General features: G+C 73.1%; 12 protein-coding genes. 6 read left to right on the top strand and 6 right to left on the bottom strand.

What is annotated here, in order from left to right; all coding sequences use genetic code 11:
- Nucleotides 1-146: 146 nt before the first annotated feature.
- The 3 genes from ACFVH5_RS04030 to ACFVH5_RS04020 form a co-directional block, all read right to left on the bottom strand.
- Entirely contained in the window at nt 147-3,110 is a 2,964-nt protein-coding gene (locus tag ACFVH5_RS04030; protein ID WP_385831890.1) for an AAA family ATPase, read from the bottom strand.
- An 87-nt stretch (nt 3,111-3,197) separates the two neighbouring features.
- A complete protein-coding gene (locus ACFVH5_RS04025; protein ID WP_385831888.1) occupies nt 3,198-4,127 on the bottom strand; it encodes an SDR family oxidoreductase in 930 nt (309 codons plus the stop codon).
- Nucleotide 4,128: 1 nt separating this feature from the next.
- Nucleotides 4,129-4,926, bottom strand: coding sequence for an SDR family oxidoreductase (locus ACFVH5_RS04020; protein ID WP_385831887.1), 798 nt, complete (start codon nt 4,924-4,926; stop codon nt 4,129-4,131).
- Between the two features lie 88 nt (nt 4,927-5,014).
- Between ACFVH5_RS04020 and ACFVH5_RS04015 the strand changes: the two genes are divergently transcribed.
- The 4 genes from ACFVH5_RS04015 to ACFVH5_RS04000 are packed head-to-tail and all read left to right on the top strand — an operon-like array spanning nt 5,015 to nt 8,482.
- Entirely contained in the window at nt 5,015-5,758 is a 744-nt protein-coding gene (locus ACFVH5_RS04015; protein ID WP_385831885.1) for an enoyl-CoA hydratase family protein, read from the top strand.
- A gap of 2 nt (nt 5,759-5,760) precedes the next feature.
- Complete coding sequence (locus ACFVH5_RS04010) at nt 5,761-6,624, top strand: CoA transferase subunit A (RefSeq protein ID WP_384808118.1); 864 nt, start codon at nt 5,761-5,763, stop codon at nt 6,622-6,624.
- Complete coding sequence (locus ACFVH5_RS04005; RefSeq protein ID WP_385831884.1) at nt 6,621-7,415, top strand: CoA-transferase subunit beta; 795 nt, start codon at nt 6,621-6,623, stop codon at nt 7,413-7,415. The genes ACFVH5_RS04010 and ACFVH5_RS04005 overlap by 4 nt, the downstream gene beginning before the upstream one ends.
- Complete coding sequence (locus tag ACFVH5_RS04000) at nt 7,415-8,482, top strand: NAD(P)H-dependent flavin oxidoreductase (protein WP_385831882.1); 1,068 nt, start codon at nt 7,415-7,417, stop codon at nt 8,480-8,482. The genes ACFVH5_RS04005 and ACFVH5_RS04000 overlap by 1 nt, the downstream gene beginning before the upstream one ends.
- 68 nt (nt 8,483-8,550) lie before the next feature.
- Here the strand turns inward: ACFVH5_RS04000 and ACFVH5_RS03995 are convergent, their stop codons facing one another.
- From ACFVH5_RS03995 to ACFVH5_RS03985, 3 genes are all read right to left on the bottom strand, one after another.
- Nucleotides 8,551-9,708, bottom strand: coding sequence for an acetyl-CoA C-acetyltransferase (locus tag ACFVH5_RS03995; RefSeq protein ID WP_385831880.1), 1,158 nt, complete (start codon nt 9,706-9,708; stop codon nt 8,551-8,553).
- Between the two features lie 35 nt (nt 9,709-9,743).
- Complete coding sequence (locus ACFVH5_RS03990; protein WP_384808110.1) at nt 9,744-10,355, bottom strand: TetR/AcrR family transcriptional regulator; 612 nt, start codon at nt 10,353-10,355, stop codon at nt 9,744-9,746.
- Between the two features lie 165 nt (nt 10,356-10,520).
- Nucleotides 10,521-11,321, bottom strand: a complete 801-nt coding sequence (locus ACFVH5_RS03985; protein ID WP_385831878.1) for an SDR family oxidoreductase — start codon at nt 11,319-11,321, stop codon at nt 10,521-10,523.
- Between the two features lie 80 nt (nt 11,322-11,401).
- Here ACFVH5_RS03985 and ACFVH5_RS03980 point away from each other — a divergent pair, with 80 nt between their 5' ends.
- Complete coding sequence (locus ACFVH5_RS03980) at nt 11,402-12,547, top strand: acyl-CoA dehydrogenase family protein (protein WP_385831876.1); 1,146 nt, start codon at nt 11,402-11,404, stop codon at nt 12,545-12,547.
- Nucleotides 12,547-13,611, top strand: coding sequence for an acyl-CoA dehydrogenase family protein (locus ACFVH5_RS03975; RefSeq protein ID WP_385831874.1), 1,065 nt, complete (start codon nt 12,547-12,549; stop codon nt 13,609-13,611). Before ACFVH5_RS03980 ends, ACFVH5_RS03975 begins: the two co-directional genes overlap by 1 nt.
- Nucleotides 13,612-13,616: the final 5 nt, after the last annotated feature.

Raw genomic sequence — 13,616 nt, 5'->3', positions numbered from 1 at the left:
TCCGCTTTCCGTTGCATCCGTCCGTTGCATCCGTCCGTTGCATCCGTCCGTTGCATCCATCCGTTTTTCGTTGTCTCCGTGGAGGTGCGACCGACGGTACGGAAGAGGGGGGTGCGGGCGCCCCCGGGTGCGCCCCGGGGAAATCCCTAGGTGTCCGACTCCTCGGCGGCGAGCAGGGCCGCGAGGCGCGTCCGGGAGTCCACGCCCAGCTTGGGGAAGATCCGGCCGAGGTGGTACTCGACGGTCTTGACGCTGATGACGAGTTCCCGCGCCACCTGCCGGTTGGTGAGCCCGGAGGCGACCAGCCGGGCGACGGCGAGCTCCTGCGGTGTCAGCAGGGCCGCGCCCCGGTTCCGTGGCCGCCGCTCGCCGGACCCGAGCCCGCAGGCCGCCAGCTCCCGCTCGCAGCGCTCCAGATCGGGCGGCGCGTCGAGTCGTACGAGGAGGTCGCGGGCGGTGCGCAGCCGTTCGCCCGCCTTGGTGCGGCGGCCGGTGCGGCGCAGGAAGCCGCCGTACGCGAGGTGCAGCAGCGCGCGGTCCAGGGGCGCCTCGACGTGCCCGGCGTGCTGGAGTCCGGAGCGGAAGGCCCGCTCGGCGGCCACCGTGTCACCGCGTGCGGCCTCCAGGGTTCCGCGGGCGCGGGCGGCGGCGAGGAGGGCGGTGTGGTGGCCGCGCCGGGTGGCGAGGACCTCGTAGGGGGCCAGGGTCTGTGCGGCGCGTTTCTCGTCGCCGAGGGCGGCCCAGGCCTCGGCCAGCAGGTCGGCCCAGGAGACGGTGCCCGGCTCCTCCAGGTCGCCGCGCGGGGCGAGCGCGAGCAGGGGTTCCAGGGCGGTGACGACGTCCTCGGGCCGGCCCTGGGCACGGGCGAGGTGGGCTTCGGCGAGGGCGGCCCACAGGCTGGGGTTGAGATGGCCGCCGCCCGCGTAGACGCGGGCCACGCGCGCGTGTGCCTGTGCTCTGCCGAACGCGCCGCGCACCGCGTGCACCTGGGTGGCGAGCATCCGGCAGTACAGGGCGATGTGCGGCTGGTCGGTGTCGGCGGCCAGGGAGAGGGCGAGGTCGGTGTGCACGATCGCGTCGTCCCAGCGGCCGGCGCGGTACTCGGCGGAGGCCAGCGCGGTCGCGGCGAGCACCCGGAAGGAGGCCGCGCGTCCGTGGCAGGCGCCGAACACGCCGGTCAGGTCCCGTACGGCGCCGGTGAGGTCGCCGGTCCACTCGCGCAGGGTGCCCCGGCCGAGGAGTTCCTCCAGCTGCGCGGGGCCGGCGAGCGCCGGGTCGGGCAGCGGGCCGAGGCCGGCGAGTGCTTCCGGGGCCCGGCCGCTCATGGCGAGGCCGTTGAGGCGCAGTACGCGGATCATGTCGGTGGCGGTGTCGTCGGGCGCGGTGTCGTCCGCTGCGAGGCGCAGTGCGAGGTCCGCCCACTCGGCCATCTCGGCGCCGTGCGCCATGCTGCCGTGCAGGGCGGCGAACTGACCCGCGATCCGGGCGCCGAGGACCGGGTCCGCCGCGGGGTCGCAGCGGTGCCAGGCGTCGGTGAGCAGCGCCTCGGCGCGGTCCAGGTCGAACAGGCTCAGTCTGCCGAGGAGATAGCTGCGCCAGCCGCCGGGCGTGAACCGCGCGATCCGCTGGGCGGCTTCGCCCATGTCCGGCACGTCCCCGGCGAGCAGGGCGCATTCGACGGACTCCAGGGTGTACTGCTCGTACGTTCCCCGGTCCGCGTCGAGCCGGGCAGCGGCGGCCAGTTGGTTCGCGGCGTTCGCCCAGGCCCCTTCGGCGGCGAAGTCGCGGCCCAGCGCGGCGAGTTCGGCGGCGAGTTCCGGGTCGGGGCCGGTCGCGGCGAGGGCCCGGTGCCGTAACCGCTGTGCCGGGTCCCGGACCGTGCGGGCGGCGCGCAGATGCAGGGCGGCCCGGCGGGAGGGGCCCAGCTGGTGGTAGACGGCGGCGTGCACGAGGGGGTGCGGGAAGCGGACCACGGGGTCGCCGGGCGTCTCGGTCAGCAGACCCGCGTGAACGGCCTCTTCGAGTGCCGTGAGGAGGTCGGCGCCGCTGCGCTCCTCGGCGAGGAGGTCCTCGTCGGCGACCTCCCAGGCGTCGGCCTGCGCGCAGTGGGTGCCCAGGACGGCCGCCGCGCAGACCAGGGCGTCGGCGGCCGGTGAGCAGGCGGCGAGCTTCGCGAGGACGAGTGCCGTGAACGACTTGGGCGCGGGCGGTGTCACGTCGGGTTCGCCGAGCGCTTCCAGCAGGCCCGCGCCTTCCTGTTCCAGCAGTGCCTTGACGTGCAGGGGGTTTCCGCCGGTGTGCGCGTGCAGTCGCGTGGCCGCTCGTGCGGTGAGTCCCCGCGCGCCCGCCTCGTCGCCGAGTTCCGTCAGTTCGGCGGGGCCGAGTCCTTCGAGGCGTACGCGCACGGTGTCGTCGGACGTGAACAGTCTCCGCAGTCCGTCGGGCAGCCGCGGGTCCTGTGCCTCGCGCACGACGACGAGGACGATCACCCGGTCGGCGCGCAGCCGGCGCACGGCGAAGGTGAGCGCCTGGAGCGAGGGGTGATCGGCCCATTGGGCGTCGTCGAGGACGAGGGCGACGACGGGGGTGTCGGGGGCGGGGGTGTCAGGGGCAGGGATGTCGGGGGCGGAGATGTCGGGGGCGCGGGCGGGGATTTCGGAGGCTGGGGCCTCGGGCCCGTCCGCCCCTTGTGCCTCGTCCAGTGCCTCCAGCAGTTCCGCTCCGGCGGCGTGCGCGTCCGGCCGACGACCGCTGCCGGCGCCCTCGTTGCCGCCGCCGCGCCCCAGCAGCTGCTCCAGCACGCCGAACGCCAGCTGCGACTCCGCCTCCTCCCCCGCCCCGTACAGCACACGCGTGCCGTCCGGCACACGGCTGTCGTCCGGTGCACGACTGTCGTCCGGCGCACTGCTGTCGTCCGGCGCGCGCGTGTCGTCGCGGAGGAAGCGGCGTACGAGGGCCGTCTTGCCGATGCCCGCCGGGCCTTCGACGAGGACGCGCTGGGGCTGTCCCGCGCGAGCGCGCTCGCGGGCCGCCGCGAGGAGCGCGAGGCTGTCCGATCGTCCGACGAACTCCACCGAGCCCACCTCCGCCCGCCCCGCCCTGCTGGGCATCCTCGCGAGCGAGGGGTGCGGGGTCCAGCGTTCCCCGGCCTTTCCTGTTCTGGTCCATTACTTACTGCTGCTCACCGCGCCCTGTACCTACTGCGTCCCGTGGACCGGGGTCGGGTCCTCGGCCCGTGCGAGGAGTTCCCGTGCGGTGTCCCCGGCCTCGGCGGGGGTCCACCGGGCCCCCTTGTCGACGCCGGGGCCGGGCCGCCAGCCGTCCATGACGGTGATCCGGCCGCCCTCTGTCTCGAAGACCCGGCCGGTGACCCCGGCGCTCGCGGCGGAGCCGAGCCAGACGACGAGCGGTGACACGTTCTCGGGGGCCATCGCGTCGAAGCCGCTGTCCGGCGCCGCCATGGCCTGGGCGAAGGCCGCCTCGGTCATCCGGGTGCGCGCGGCCGGCGCGATGGCGTTGACCTGCACTCCGTAGCGCCCCATCTCGGCGGCGGCCACCAGGGTGAGCCCGATGATGCCGGCCTTGGCCGCGCTGTAGTTGCCCTGTCCGACGGACCCGGAAAGGCCCGCTCCGGAGCTGGTGTTGACGACCCGGGCCTGCGGTACGAGCCCTGCTTTCGCCTGCGCCCGCCAGTGCGCGGCGGCATGCTTCAGCGGCAGGAAGTGGCCCTTCAGGTGGACGCGCATGACGGCGTCCCAGTCGTCCTCGTCAAGGTTGACCAGCATGCGGTCGCGCAGGAACCCGGCGTTGTTCACGAGTGTGTCGAGCCGTCCGAAGGCGTCGAGCGCCGCCTGTACGAGGGATGCGGCGCCCTCGGTCGTCGCGATGTCCCCTGCGTGTGCGACGGCCTCGCCGCCCGCCGCCCGGATCTCCCCGACGACCTGCCGGGCCGGGGTGTCGGCCCCCGGGGAGCCGTCGAGTCCGACGCCCAGGTCGTTGACGACGACCCGCGCCCCCTCGGCCGCGAAGGCGAGCGCGTGGGCCCGCCCGAGCCCGCGCCCCGCGCCCGTGACGACCACCACCCGCCCGTCGCAGAGACCGGCGCCGACGCCTGTGCCTGAGGTCATGTCAGTGCTCCCTGTCGGTGTCGGTCCTGTTGACGGTCGCGGCGTCCAGGAAGGCGGGCCGCTCGCCGCCGCCGTGCACGAGGAGGCCGGCCCCGGTGATGTACGCGGCGGCGTCCGACGCGAGGAAGACGGCCGCCCTGCCGATGTCCGTGGGCACGGCGAGCCGCCCCAGCGGGACGGTGCGGGAGACGGCCTCGATGCCGTCCTCTCCCCCGTAGTGAAGGTGCGACAGCTCGGTGCGGACCATCCCGACCACGAGCGTGTTGACCCGCACCTCCGGTGCCCACTCCGCGGCCATCGAGCGGGCCAGGTTCTCCAGTCCGGCCTTCGCGGCCCCGTAGGCCGCCGTGCCGGGCGAGGGCCGGGTCCCGCTGACGCTGCCGATCATCACGATGGAACCCCGGGCGCGCTTGAGCAGGTCGTACGCCGCCAGGGAGGCCGTGAGAGGTGCGACGAGGTTGAGGTCGATCACGCGCGCGTGCCGCTCGGCCTCCGTCCCGGCGAGCAGCCGGTAGGGGGCGCCGCCCGCGTTGTTGACGAGCACGTCGAGCCGGGGCAGCCGCCCGAAGAAGGCCCGGACAGCCGACGGGTCGCGCAGGTCGAGGGGGGCGAAGCCGACGCCGTCGAGCGGTGCCTGCGGTGGTCTGCGCGCACAGACGACGACCTCGTCACCCGCCTCGGCGAACGCCCGCGCGATCCCGGCCCCGACGCCCCTGGTACCGCCCGTGACCACCACGAGCCGCTTGCCCGGTGACCCACCGGGCACCCCGTCCGATCGCTCGCCCGGCCAGTTGTCCACAGGGCCTCCCGCCCGTCGGCATTCGCTGTTACCTTCGACAGCAGATCGCACCTAACAAACGTTTGGTGGAAAGGTAGCTGATGCGTCCATGAGTGTCTCCACCTCGTCCCCGGAAAAAGGGATTTCCGTCGTCACGGTCGACTTCCCGCCGGTGAACGCGCTGCCGGTGAGCGGCTGGTCGGAGCTGGCCGACGCCGTGCGCGCGGCGGGCCGCGACGCCGACAACCGCTGTGTGGTGCTGGCCGCCGAGGGCCGGGGGTTCAACGCGGGCGTGGACATCAAGGAGATACAGGCCGAGGGCGACAGCGCCCTGCTCGGCGCCAACCGCGGCTGCGCGGAGGCCTTCGCGGCGGTGTACGAGTGCGAGGTCCCGGTGGTGGCGGAGGTGCACGGCTTCTGCCTGGGCGGCGGGATAGGCCTGGTGGGCAACGCGGACGCGATCGTGGCGAGCGACGACGCCACCTTCGGGCTGCCCGAGCTGGACCGGGGCGCACTGGGCGCGGCCACCCATCTGTCCCGGCTGGTGCCGCAGCACCTGATGCGGGCGCTGTACTACACCTCGCGCACGGCGACCGCGGCGGAGCTGCACGGGCACGGCTCGGTGTGGCGGGTCGTGGCGCGCGACCGGCTGCGCCCGGCCGTGCTGGAGCTGGCCCGGGAGATCGCGGGCAAGGACGGCCGGCTGATCCGGCTCGCCAAGGCCGCGATCAACGGCATCGACCCCGTCGACGTGCGCCGCAGCTACCGCTTCGAGCAGGGCTTCACGTTCGAGGCGGCCCTCGGCGGCACGGGTGAGCGCGTGCGGAACACGTTCGGAAAGGAGGGCAGGTGAGGATGGGCGACAAGACGATGACCGCCGACGAGGCCGTCTCCCGGCTGGAGAGCGGGATGACCCTCGGTATCGGAGGCTGGGGCTCCCGCCGCAAACCGATGGCTCTCGTACGGGCGCTGCTCCGCTCCACGATCACCGATCTCACGGTCGTCTCGTACGGCGGCCCGGACGTCGGCATGCTGGCGGCGGCCGGGCGGATCCGGAAACTGGTCGCCCCTTTCGCGACGCTCGACTCGATCCCGCTCGAACCGCACTTCCGGGCGGCCCGGGAGAGCGGCTCGCTCGACCTGATGGAGATCGACGAGGCGATGTTCATGTGGGGACTGCGGGCAGCCGCCAACCGCCTCCCCTTCCTGCCCGTGCGGGCCGGTATCGGTTCGGACGTGATGCGGGTCAACCCCGGTCTCCGTACGGTCACTTCGCCGTACGAGGACGAGTCGACGGGCGTGCGCGAGACCTTCGTGGCCATGCCCGCCCTGCGGCTGGACGCGGCGCTGGTGCATGTGAACCGCGCCGACCGCGCGGGCAACGGCCAGTATCTGGGCCCCGACCCGTACTTCGACGACCTGTTCTGCGAGGCGGCCCGGACGGCGTACGTGTCCTGTGAGCGGATCGTCGACACGGCGGAGCTGACGAAGGCGGCACCGCCCCAGACCCTGCTGATCAAGCGGCTGAACGTGAGCGGCGTGGTGGAGGCGCCGGGCGGCGCGCACTTCACGTCGTGCGCGCCCGACCACGACCGGGACGAGGTCTTCCAGCGGCTCTACGCGTCCATGCCGTGGCCCGAGTTCGCCGAGCGGTTCCTCGCGGGCGACGAACAGGCCTATCGGACCGCCGTCGAGGCGTGGCACGAGGAGCAGTCATGAACGCGGTGCCGAGCACGTCCCCGGGTGCGGCCTCAAGCACTACCCCGAGCGCGACCCCGACTGGTGTGACCCGCGCCGAGTACTGCGTGATCGCCTGCGCGGAGGCGTGGCGGGGCGACGGCGAGGTGCTGGCCAGCCCCATGGGCCTGATCCCGTCGGTAGGAGCCCGCCTCGCCCGGCGCACCTTCTCGCCCGACCTGTTGCTGACCGACGGCGAGGCGCTGCTGATCGGTCCGGACGGCGCCCCGGAGGGCTGGTTGCCGTACCGGCAGCATCTGGCGCTGGTGACCGGCGGGCGCCGGCACGTGATGATGGGCGCGAGTCAGATCGACCGCTTCGGCAACCAGAACATCTCCTGCGTGGGCGACTGGGAGCGGCCCACCCGGCAGTTGCTCGGGGTGCGGGGCGGACCGGTCAACACGCTCAACAACCCGGTCAGTTACTGGGTGCCCAGGCACTCGACGCGGGTCTTCGTGGAGAAGGTCGACATGATCGGCGGGGTGGGGTACGACAGCGCGGCGGCGGCCGGTCCCACGGCGACCCGTTTCCACCGCATCCCGCGGGTGGTCTCGAACCTCGGAGTGTTCGACTTCGCGACCGAGGACCGTTCGATGCGGCTCGCCTCGCTGCATCCGGGGGTGACGGTCGAGGAGGTGGTCGCGGCGACGGGCTTCGCGCTGACCGTCCCGGACGACGTCCCGTACACCCGTGAACCGTCCCCGGCGGAACTGCGGTCGATCCGCGAGGACCTGGACCCGAAGGGCCTGCGCGACCGCGAGGTCAAGGGCTGATGGAGACCGCCCTCACGCGGCTCGTCGGTGTCCGGCATCCGATCGTGCAGACGGGGATGGGCTGGGTGGCGGGCCCGCGCCTGGTCTCCGCGACGGCGAACGCGGGCGCGCTGGGCATCCTCGCCTCCGCGACGATGACACCCGATCAGCTGCGGGCGGCGATCCGTGAGGTCCGCTCCCGTACGCGGGCTCCGTTCGGGGTGAACCTCCGCGCAGACGCGGGGGACGCCCGCGACCGTGTCCGAATCATCGTGGAGGAGGGGGTGAAGGTCGCCTCGTTCGCGCTCGCGCCGTCCCGAGAGCTGATCGCGGAGCTGAAGGACGCGGGCGTGATCGTCGTCCCCTCGATCGGGGCCCGCCGTCATGCCGAGAAGGTCGCGGCGTGGGGAGCCGACGCGGTGATCGTGCAGGGAGGTGAGGGCGGCGGCCACACCGGCGAGGTGGCGACCAGTGTGCTCCTGCCGCAGGTCGTGGACGCGGTCGGCATACCCGTCGTCGCCGCGGGCGGCTTCTTCGACGGCCGGGGCCTGGTCGCGGCGCTCGCGTACGGCGCCGCGGGCGTCGCCATGGGCACCCGGTTCCTCCTCACCTCGGACTCGACGGTGCCGGACGCGGTGAAGGCCCGGTACCTCGCGGCGACGGTCAAGGACGTCACGGTGACGACCGCCGTGGACGGCCTGCCGCACCGCATGCTCCGTACGGACCTGGTCGACTCGTTGGAGGGGGCGGGCCGTACGAGAACGCTGACGCGGGCGGTGCGCAGAGCCGCCGGCTTCAGAAAGCTCTCGGGTCTCGGCTGGCCCCAGCTGATCCGCGACGGCCTGGCGATGAAACACGGCAAGGACCTGACCTGGAGCCAGGTCCTGCTGGCCGCCAACACGCCCATGCTCCTGCGGGCGTCCATGGTGGAGGGCCGCACGGACCTCGGGGTGATGGCATCGGGCCAGGTGGCAGGCGTGATCGACGACCTGCCGTCGTGCGCGGACCTGGTGGAAAGGGTGATGGCCGAAGCCCACCGGACACTACGCGCACTCCCTGATCCGGGCCCACTGAGGGCGCCCCGCTAAGGGTGCTTGTCTTGGGGGCGCGGGGAACTGCGCGAACGGCCCCCACCGGCCCGCACCCGACAAGAGACCTACAGCCGCTCGACGACAGTCACGTTGGCCTGCCCTCCACCCTCACACATCGTCTGCAACCCGAACCGCCCTCCGACCCGCTCCAGTTCATGCAGCAAGGTCGTCATCAGCTTCACCCCCGTGGCCCCCAGGGGATGCCCCAGCGCGATCGCACCCCCATTGACATTGACCCGCTCGGGATCCGCCCCGGTCTCCTTCAGCCAGGCGAGAACAACGGGCGCGAACGCCTCGTTGATCTCGACGAGATCGATCTCCCCGATGGACATGCCGGCCTTCTTCAGGGCGTACGCGGTGGCGGGAATCGGCGCCGACAGCATCCGTATCGGATCCTCCCCCCGCACGGAGAGGTGGTGCACGCGCGCCCGGGGCGTGAGCCCGTGCTCGCGGACGGCCCGTTCGGAGGCGAGCAGCATCGCGGCGGCCCCGTCGGACACCTGTGAGGAGCAGGCGGCGGTGATGGTGCCGCCCTCGACCACCGGTCGCAGGCCCGCCATCTTCTCCAGCGAGGTGTCCCGGCGCGGCCCCTCGTCGACCGTGACGTCCCCCAACGGCACGGTCTCCCGTTCGAAGCGGCCCTCGTCGATCGCGCGCAGCGCCCGCTGATGGGACCGCAGGGCGAACTCCTCCTGGTCCCGCCGGCTGATCCCCCACTTGGCGGCGATGGACTCGGCGCCGAGGAACTGGTTGACGGGCCGGTCCCCGTAGCGGGCCCGCCATCCCTCACTGCCCGCGAACGGCCCCTGGGTGAGGCCCAGCGGCTCGGCGGCCTGACGGGAGGCGAAGGCGATGGGGATCTGCGTCATGTTCTGGACGCCGCCCGCGACCACGAGGTCCTGTGTGCCCGACAGGACGCCCTGTGCGGCGAAGTGCAGGGCCTGCTGCGAGGAGCCGCACTGCCGGTCGATCGTCACCCCCGGCACCTCCTCGGGCAGTCCGGCCGCCAGCCACGACGTGCGGGCGATGTCACCGGCCTGCGGACCCACGGCGTCCAGGCATCCGAAGACGACGTCCTCGACGGCGGCCGGATCGACTCCGGAGCGCGCGACCAGTGCCTTCAGCACATGCGCTCCCAGGTCGGCCGGATGGACCCCGCTCAGGCCGCCCTTGCGACGCCCCACGGGTGTACGGACCGCTTCGACGATGTAGGCCTCGGCCATGCCAACTCCCCTGGATCAGCTGCGTTCGGGTGCGATCAACTGCGTACGGCGATCCCGTCCAGCACCATCGACAGGTACTGCCGGGCGATCTCGTCCGGGCTGTGCTGTCCGCCGGGCCGGTACCAGGACGCGGCGACCCACACGGTGTCGCGCACGAACCGGTAGGTGAGCCGGATGTCGAGGTCGTCCCGGAAGACCTCGGCGGCCACGCCCCGCTCCAGCGTGGCGAGCCACGCCTTCTCGAACTTGCGCTGCGACGCGGCGAGGAACGCGAACCGTTCCTGCGCGACGAGCTGCTTGGACTCCTTCTGGTAGATCGCGACGGCCGCGCGGTGCCGGTCGATCTCCCGGAACGACTCGGTGACCAGAGCCTCCAGTGTTTCGCGCGGGCCCAGTTCGGCGGCGAGGACGGTGTCGTAGCCGTCCCACAGCTCGTCGAGGAAGGTCCGCAGGATCTCCTCCAGCATCGATTCCTTGGAGTCGAAGTGGTAGTAGAGGCTGCCCGCGAGCATGCCCGCGTGGTCCGCGATCTTGCGCACGGTGGTGGCGTTGTAGCCCTGCTCGGCGAAGACCTCGGCGGCGGTGCCGAGGAGTTCACGACGCCGCTCGGGCGAGGCGGTCACCTGGGGCTTCTTCTTGGTAGGCACAGTCCCATTGTGGGCCGCGGGCCCCTGAGCCAAGGGCGCGGGGCGCAGCCCCCGCCCGACCGGGGGCGCGGGGAACTGCGCACTCGTTGAGGCCGACCCCCACGGCCCCGCAGACACACCGTCACGCCAACACCTCCAAACCCACGGCCAACCCCGGCGGAGCGCTCACGCGTGCTGGCTGCTCACCGAAACCACCTCACCCGTCAGATACGAGGAGTACCCGGACGCCAGGAACACGATCACATTGGCCACCTCCCACGGCTCCGCGTACCGCCCGAACGCCTCGCGGGCCGTCAGCTCCGCCAGCAGTTCGGGGGTCGTCACCTTCACCAGGTGCGGATGCATGGCGAGGCTCGGTGAGACGGCGTTGACCCGCACGCCGAACGCGGCGGCCTCCATCGCCGCGCACCGGGTCAGCGCCATCACGCCCGCTTTCGCCGCCGCGTAGTGCGCCTGGCCGGCCTGAGCGCGCCAGCCGACGACGGAGGCGTTGTTGACGATCACTCCGCCGCGGCGGCCCTCGCCGGAGCCCCCGTCGCGGAAGGCTCGCAGGGCCGCGCGCGTGCACCGGAACGTGCCGTTCAGTGTCACGTCGAGCACCCGCGACCACTGTTCGTCGCTCATGTCGACGAGGTCCGAAGTGCCGCCGAGACCCGCGTTGTTGACCACGATGTCGAGCCGCCCGTGCAGCCGCAGGGCCGCGCCGAAGAGCTTCTGCACCTGGGCCTCGTCGGTGACGTCGCAGGCGAGCGCCGCGACCCCCTCGAACTCCGCCGCCAGCTCCGCCTCGTACTCCTTGAGGCGCCGCTCGTGCGCGTCGCTGATCAGTACGCGCGCGCCCTCCTCCAGGAAGCGGCGGGCCGTGGCACCGCCGATGCCCGCGCCGGCGGCGGCCGTGATGACGGCGGTACGTCCCTTCAGCAGCCCGTGCCCGGGCTCGTACACCGGACCCTCGACGTCTGTCATAGGGCCACGCTAACCTACCAAACACTTGTTAGGGAACCGGGCCGAGCGGGCCGAGCGGGTCGAGCACGAGGAAGGTGACCGTGGATCTCACGTACTCCCCCGCCGATCAGGCGTTCCGCGCCGAGGCACGGGCCTGGCTCGACGCGCACGTACCGGCCGGGCCGCTGCCCTCCCTGGAGACCGAGGAGGGCTTCGCGGTCCACCGCGAATGGGAGGCCGAACTCGCCGCGGACCGCTGGTCGGTGGTGTCCTGGCCGGTCGCGTACGGCGGGCGGGACTGCGGGCTGACGCGGTGGCTGGTCTTCGAGGAGGAGTACTGGGCGGCGGGCGCCCCGGGCCGGGTCGGGCAGAACGGCGTCAGCCTCCTCGCGCCGACCCTCTTCGACCACGGCACCGAGGAGCAGCGCGCACGGATCCTGCCGCCGATGGCCCGCGGCGAGGTCGTCTGGGCGCAGGCCTGGTCCGAGCCGGAGGCCGGGTCCGACCTCGCCTCGCTCAGGTCCAGAGCGGTGCGTACGGACGGCGGGTGGCTGCTGAGCGGGCAGAAGACATGGTCGTCGCGGGCCGCGTTCGCCGACCGCGCGTTCGGCCTCTTCCGCAGCGAGCCGGACACGCCGAAGCCCCATCAGGGCCTCACCTACCTGATGTTCGACCTGCGGGCGCCGGGCGTGACCGTCCGCCCGATCGGCCGGCTGGACGGGAAGCCGGCCTTCGCCGAACTCTTCCTGGACGAGGTGTTCGTGCCGGACGAGGACGTGATCGGCGAGCCCGGCCGTGGCTGGCGGGTGGCGATGTCCACGGCGGGCAACGAACGCGGGCTGACGCTCCGCTCCCCCGGGCGTTTCCTGGCGTCGGCGGACCGGCTGGCCGCGCTGTGGCACGAGCGCGGCCGGGACCCGTACACGCGCGACCGGGTGGCCGACGCGGTGATCGGCGCCCGCGCGTACCAGTTGTTCACGTACGCGGCGGCGTCCCGCTTCCTCGACGGCGAGCCCCTCGGCCCGGAGTCCAGCCTGAACAAGGTCTTCTGGTCCGAGTACGACATCGCCCTGCACGAGACGGCGCTCGATCTGCTGGGCGGGGAGGGGGAGTTGACGGATGCCGGCGGCGGGTGGGGCGAGGGGTACGTCTTCTCGCTCGCGGGGCCCATCTACGCCGGCACGAACGAGATCCAGCGCGACATCATCGCCGAGCGGCTTCTCGGCCTGCCGAGGGGGCGACGCTGATGCGCTTCCTGCTGGACGACGAACAGACCGCCTTCGCGCGCTCGTTGGACGCGCTGCTGACGGCCGCGGACACACCCGCGGCCGTACGGTCCTGGGGCGCCGGCGACCATGCGGCCGGGCGGGCGCTGTGGTCGCGGGTGGCCGAACTGGGGGTGTTCGCGTTGGTGGTGCCCGAGGAGTACGAGGGGGTCGGGGCGCGGCCCGTCGAACTCGCCCTCGCCTTTGTGGAGTTGGGGAGGCATGGGGTGCCGGGGCCGGTGGTCGAGACGGTGGCGGCGGGCGCGCTGCTCTCCCGGCCGGGGTTCGCGAACCTCGCGAAGAGGTTCCTACCGGGGGTGGCCTCCGGGGAGACCGTCGTGACGGTGGCTCTGCCGGGCGGGGAGCCGTACGTCCTGGACGGGGATGTGGCCGATGTGGAGTTGAGTGTTGGCGGGGATGGGGTTGGGGCTGGCGCGGAGGCCGGGGAGTTGTGGGTGGTGCAGGGGGGTGGGGATCGTGGCGGGCTCCGTTCGCGGGTGTGCCGGTCCCTCGATCCCGCTCGGCGGCTGAGCCCTCCTCGCCCCGGGGGTGAGCTGCTCGCCACCGGGCCGCAGGTCGTCGCCGGCGCCGCCGACGCCTTGTGCTGGGCGCGGCTCGCGACCGCCGCGCAGGCTCTCGGCGTGGGGCTCACCCTGCTCGACAGGACCGTGGCGTACGTGAAGCAGCGCAGTCAGTTCGGTGTGCCCGTCGGCTCGTTCCAGGCGGTGCGGCACCGGCTGGCCGACGCGAAGATCGCGCTGGAGTTCGCGCGTCCGCTGGTGTTCGGCGCCGCGCTGACGATGGACCCGGCCGACGTCGCCGCCGCCAAGGTCGCGGCCTGCGAGGCGGCGTACGCGACGGCCCGTACGGCCCTGCAGTTGCACGGCGCGATCGGGTACACCGCGGAGTACGACCTGTCGCTGTGGCTGACCAAGGCGCGGGCGCTGCGGTCCGCCTGGGGCAGTCCTGGCGCGTGTCGGGGGGTGGTGCTGGGGGGTGGTGCCGGGTTCGGTGCCGGTGCCGGGTTCGGTGCCGGGTTCGGCTGACTCCC

The sequence above is a fragment of the Streptomyces sp. NPDC127119 genome (assembly GCF_042677425.1).
Lineage (GTDB): Bacteria > Actinomycetota > Actinomycetes > Streptomycetales > Streptomycetaceae > Streptomyces.
The sequence above is the reverse complement of the archived record's forward strand: the minus strand, read 5'-3'. Positions and strand labels throughout refer to the sequence as shown.